We start from the raw sequence: 4,705 nt of genomic DNA, 5'->3' as shown, positions 1-4,705 counted from the left end.
GCCTACGCCGGCGCGGTGGCGGGCGGCCAGCCGCCGGTGCCTGGCGCCGGGTTCGGCGGGCCGGAGGGGCTGCCGTCGCAGGTGCAGCCGACCCAGCCGGGGGCGCTCAACAGCCTCGCGCCCTACCGGGAGCGGCCGACCACCGGTCGCTGGACGCAGCAGAACGGGAAGCTGGTCAAGGTCACTCTTGGCGAAGATGCTCTGGCGCTGCGTGGCGCGATGGTCGCCTACCAGGGCGACGTCGAGTTCGACTACAAAAGCGGCGGTCTGCGCGGCATGATCGAGGGCAAGCTGACCGGTCAGAAGCTCAAGCTGATGACCTGCAAGGGCGCCGGCGAGGTGTTCCTCGCCCAGGACGCCGCCGATCTGCACATCGTCGAGCTCGGCAGCTCGTCGTTGTGCATCAACGCCAACAACCTGCTGGCCATGGATGCGACCGTGCGCACCGAGGTGCGCCGGATCGAAAGCCCCGGCATTCCCGGTGGCGGGCTGTTCCACTTCGAGGTGTCCGGCCCGGGGTCGGTGGTCGTCATGACCAAGGGCACGCCGATGACGCTGCCGGTGGCTGGTCCGACGTTCGCAGACATGAACGCTCTGGTCGCCTGGACGACGGGCATGCGGGTCAGCGTCTCCAGCCAGGTCCGGATCTCGCGTCAGATCTACGCCGGCAGCAGCGGGGAGGCGCTCGCGCTGCAGTTCATGGGTTTCGCCGGGCACTTTGTCGTCGTCCAGCCCTACGAGGTGTGAGCATGCACGGCAGCCTGATGGACCATTACGGGCCGACGCCCGTCATGGAGCGGATGAGCAAGCACGGCTCCAAGATCGTCAAGGTGGTGATGAATCCCGGGCAGGACCTGTTCGCCCGCACCGGATCCATGATCGCCTACGAGGGTCTGATCGACTTCAACCCGCAGCCCCCGCAGCTGGGCCGGATCGCGTCCTCCTGGGCGACCGGCGAGGGTGTGCCGCTGATGACCGCCACCGGGCAGGGCCTGCTCTACCTGGCCGACTACGGCAAGGAGGTCATCGTCGCGCAGCTCGCCGGCGAGGGCCTGTCGGTCAACGGCAAGAACATCCTGGCGTTCGACGCGTCGCTGCAGTGGAACATCGAGCGGGTCCGAGGCATCACGATGCTGTCCGGGATGGGCATGTTCAACGTGGTGCTGCGCGGCCACGGCTGGGTGGCGCTCACCGCGAAGGGCAACCCGATCGTGCTCGACACCCGCGAGGCCCCGACCTTCGTCGACACCGACGCACTCGTCGCCTACACCGACGGCCTGCAGGTGCAGCCGCGGCGCACCGCGCGCCTGGGCGGGTTGATCGGGCGGGGCTCCGGCGAGGCGTTCCAGCTCGGGTTCTCCGGGCAGGGGTTCGTCGTCGTCCAGCCCAGTGAGGATGAACGCCCCACCATGTCGCTGCGGGGCTGAGAGCATGCGTCACGGCAACCGGATCCGGCGGATCCCGTGCCGGCCGGGGACGGCGGAGAGGACAGAGTCATGACGCAGGGTGGATACGGCGGCCAGGGTGGCTACCCGGGTGGGCCAGGTGGGCCCGGTTATCCGCCGCCCGGCCAGGGCTACCCACCGCCTCCGCCAGGGCAGGGTGGTTACCCACCGCCACCCGGGCAGGGCGGCTATCCGCCGCAGCCGCCGCCTGGCCAGGGCTACCCGCCGGCCGGCCCGGGACCGGGTGGCTATCCGCCGGGCGGGCCGGGCCAGGGCTATCCGCCGGGGCCAGGCGGCGGCTACCCGGGTGGTCCCGGTGCGCCTCCCGGTGGGCCGGGCGGTCCCGGGGGAATGCCGCCGGGACCGGGCGGGCCGGCCGGAGGCATTCGCAGCAGTCTGCTGGACAATCCGGAGCGACCGTCGAACGAGCCGTTCTCCCTGCAGAACTCCAAGCTGTTGCGGGCGAACCTCGGCCCGAGCGGCATGCGCGAGTTCTACGCCCGTAAGGGCGCGATGGTCGCCTACCAGGGTGGGGTGAACTTCGACGGCCACTGGGAGGGCTGGGGCAGCCAGTTCCGCAGCTTCTTCAGCGGCGGCGAGGGCCTGAACCTGATGCGGGTTTCCGGCTCCGGCAACGTCTTCCTCGCCAACCAGGCCCAGGACATCCACGTGCTCGACCTCGACGGCCGCGACGGGCTGACCGTCGACGGCAAGAACGTGCTGGCCTTCAGCAACGAGCTCAGCTGGGACCTGGTCCGCGTCGACACCCAGGTCGGCATCGCCGGAGTCGGCTCGTACCAGATCGAACTGCAGGGCACCGGACGGGTCGCGGTCTGCACGTCGGGTGCCCCGCTGGTGATGCGGGTGACCTACCAGAACTACTACTTCGCCGATGCGGACGCCGTCGTCGGCTGGTCCTCGGGCCTGCAGGTGAGCATGCAGGCGGCGGTGACCTCGTCGTCGGTGTGGCGGCCGCGGGGCAACACCGGGGAGAGCTGGCAGATGCAGTTCAGCGGCGACGGGTACGTCATCGTCCAGCCGTGCGAGCTGCTGCCGCCGTACAACGCGCTGGCCGGTGCCGGCGCGGCCGGCCACTTCGGTTTCGGCGATCAGGGTTTCGGGGGCAACCAGCTCGGCGGGCACGGCGGCGGGCAGCAGGGTGGCCCCGGCGGCGGCTTCGGCAACCTCGGCGGTCTGGGCGGTGGCCTCGGCGGCCTGTTCGGCAACCGCTGACCGGCGGTCAACGCCGCGCGGTGCGGCGGGGGCGGGGCAGGGCGCTCGGGCGTGACAGCAGGAACACGCCGCCGACGACGAGCGTGGCCGCCACGGCCACACCGGCGGTCACCCCGGGATGCCGTGGGGCGGGCAGGTCGAACACCAGGAGCCCGAGGGCGTAGGCGGCGGCCGGATTCGTGATGGTCATCGCAGTGATCGCCGCGGCCATCGGGCCGACCGCGAAGGCCGTCTGACCCAGCCACAGGCTCGTCAGTGTGACCCCGCACAGGGCATATGCGTGCCAGTGCGTCACTGTTGCATGCAACCCGTTTGTGAGGGTTACGTCGGTGGTCTGTTTGAGCAGCAGTGCGCTCAGCGCGTAAAGCAGCCCGGCCGCTGTGCCGAGCAGCGCGGCACGCATCGCCGGCCGCCGCGCACATGACAACCCGACCAGGGCGGCCACTGCGAGGGCGATCGCCGCGGTGGCGATTCCCATCCGGACCCGGTCCAGCGGCGCGTGTGCGGGTACCTCACCCTGCACGGCGAGCAGCAGCGCCAGACCGGCGCAGATCGACCCCACCGCCCACCAGGCCGTGCGGGCCATCCGCAGCCGGGTTCCGACCAGGGCCAACGGCAGGGCGAAAACCAGCTGCGTGACCATCAACGGCTGCACCTGCGTGAGCGTTCCCAGGTGCAGGGCCAATGCCTGCATGAGGAATCCGGCGATGTTGAGCAGCCAGCCCACCAGCCACAGCGGCCTGGTCACAAGATCGAAAAAGTGGCTCGGGCCGGGGATGACGGCCCGAGCCTCGTCGTCGGCGACATAGCGGCTGTGCGCCGCGGCCCGTTGCTGCACGGCCGCAGACGACGCCAACAGGAACGCGGCGAGCAGCGCGAGCGGAACGAAGGCGGGCACCGGCGGCCGGGCGCTCAGCGGGCGCCGGCACGGCGGGAACGTGCGCAACCGGGCGACCCGGGCGCATCGACCGGACCGGAAATGGTGGACACGATGGCGCGAATGTACCGGTCCTGTCCGTGCCGCGGGGGTAACCAGGAACACCTGGCCGGAGCATGCACCCCCCGATCCGGCTAACGATCGGAGTGTGAGCGCATCGGGCCCTACCCGGGCCATCCCTTCGTACCGTGTCAACTGCCCGCAAGAACCATGACGACGCGGGACCGATCGGGCCTGGACGCCCCTGCCTGAAGCAACGGGGGCGGGTCCTCGGTGACCTGTCCGGGGGGGAAGGACGGCGATGCTGACGCCGGCAATGATCCTGCTGGGATTTCTCGTCGTGCTCGCGGTGGTGCAGTCGCGTATGCGCCCACCGACCGTGAAGCTGACGCTCCCACGCCACTGTTCACCAGACAACGCATCATCACGCGCGCAGCCGTCCCACGACGGCGCACCATCTGACCTGCCGCCATCGGACGGCACCCGCCCCACGACCGCCACTGCCGGTACGACAGTTGCCGACGCCACCGTCATGGTCGGCGCCGAGCCCACCGTCGCCGTTGGTGCCGACATGAAGGCCGATCCTGCCCCGTCGGCCATCGAAAGCGCCTCGTCGAGCCCTGAGACGGCCTCCCTGCCCCGCGAGGTCGCCCCGGTGTCCCCGGTCGTGGCGGTGTCCGAGTCCATTGCGGTGTCCGAGCCCATTGCGGTGTCCGAGCCCATTGCGGTGTCCGAGTTCACCGCGGTGTCCGAGTCCACTGCGATGTCCGAGACCGTCGCGACGCCGCAGGATGCGCTGGCCGTCGCGCTCACCGCGGCGGGCGGGCATCCGGCCTCGCCGGCAGAGGACCTGCTCCCGGGGGAGGACGCACCACTGCCCGCCGGCCCGGCGCTGGCCGCCGAGACGGGTTCCGACACCGGCTCCCGCACCATCCCGATGGTCAGGCGCACCGCGCTGCCCGCCGGTCCCACCGAGACCACCGAGCCCTCCCCGGAGGGTGCGCCCGAGCGAGCGACGCCCCCACCGGCCTCGACGCCGGCCGGAGCACCGCCTGCGACCGCGCCGGCCCAGCGTCCATCGACCCCGGCT

General features: G+C 71.2%; 4 protein-coding genes and 1 pseudogene. 4 read left to right on the top strand and 1 reads right to left on the bottom strand.

What is annotated here, in order from left to right:
- The 3 genes from ND747_RS20005 to ND747_RS19995 all read left to right on the top strand — a co-directional run.
- Window positions 1-747: AIM24 family protein (locus ND747_RS20005; protein ID WP_251735368.1), on the top strand; the 747-nt coding region annotated here is incomplete at its 5' end.
- A 2-nt stretch (window positions 748-749) separates the two neighbouring features.
- Window positions 750-1,427, top strand: a complete 678-nt coding sequence (locus ND747_RS20000; RefSeq protein ID WP_251735366.1) for an AIM24 family protein — start codon at window positions 750-752, stop codon at window positions 1,425-1,427.
- Between the two features lie 69 nt (window positions 1,428-1,496).
- On the top strand, window positions 1,497-2,678 hold the full coding sequence (locus ND747_RS19995; protein WP_251735364.1) for an AIM24 family protein: 1,182 nt from the start codon (window positions 1,497-1,499) through the stop codon (window positions 2,676-2,678).
- A 7-nt stretch (window positions 2,679-2,685) separates the two neighbouring features.
- Here the strand turns inward: ND747_RS19995 and ND747_RS19990 are convergent, their stop codons facing one another.
- Window positions 2,686-3,624, bottom strand: a complete 939-nt coding sequence (locus ND747_RS19990; protein WP_251735362.1) for a DMT family transporter — start codon at window positions 3,622-3,624, stop codon at window positions 2,686-2,688.
- Between the two features lie 292 nt (window positions 3,625-3,916).
- On the opposite strand from ND747_RS19990, the pseudogene ND747_RS19985 reads away from it, so the two are divergent.
- Window positions 3,917-4,705, top strand: a pseudogene (locus ND747_RS19985) (hypothetical protein); the annotation flags it as partial.

The sequence above is a fragment of the Frankia sp. R82 genome (genome assembly GCF_023716925.1).
GTDB lineage: Bacteria > Actinomycetota > Actinomycetes > Frankiales > Frankiaceae > Frankia.
This window is presented reverse-complemented; position numbering and strand designations above follow the sequence as displayed.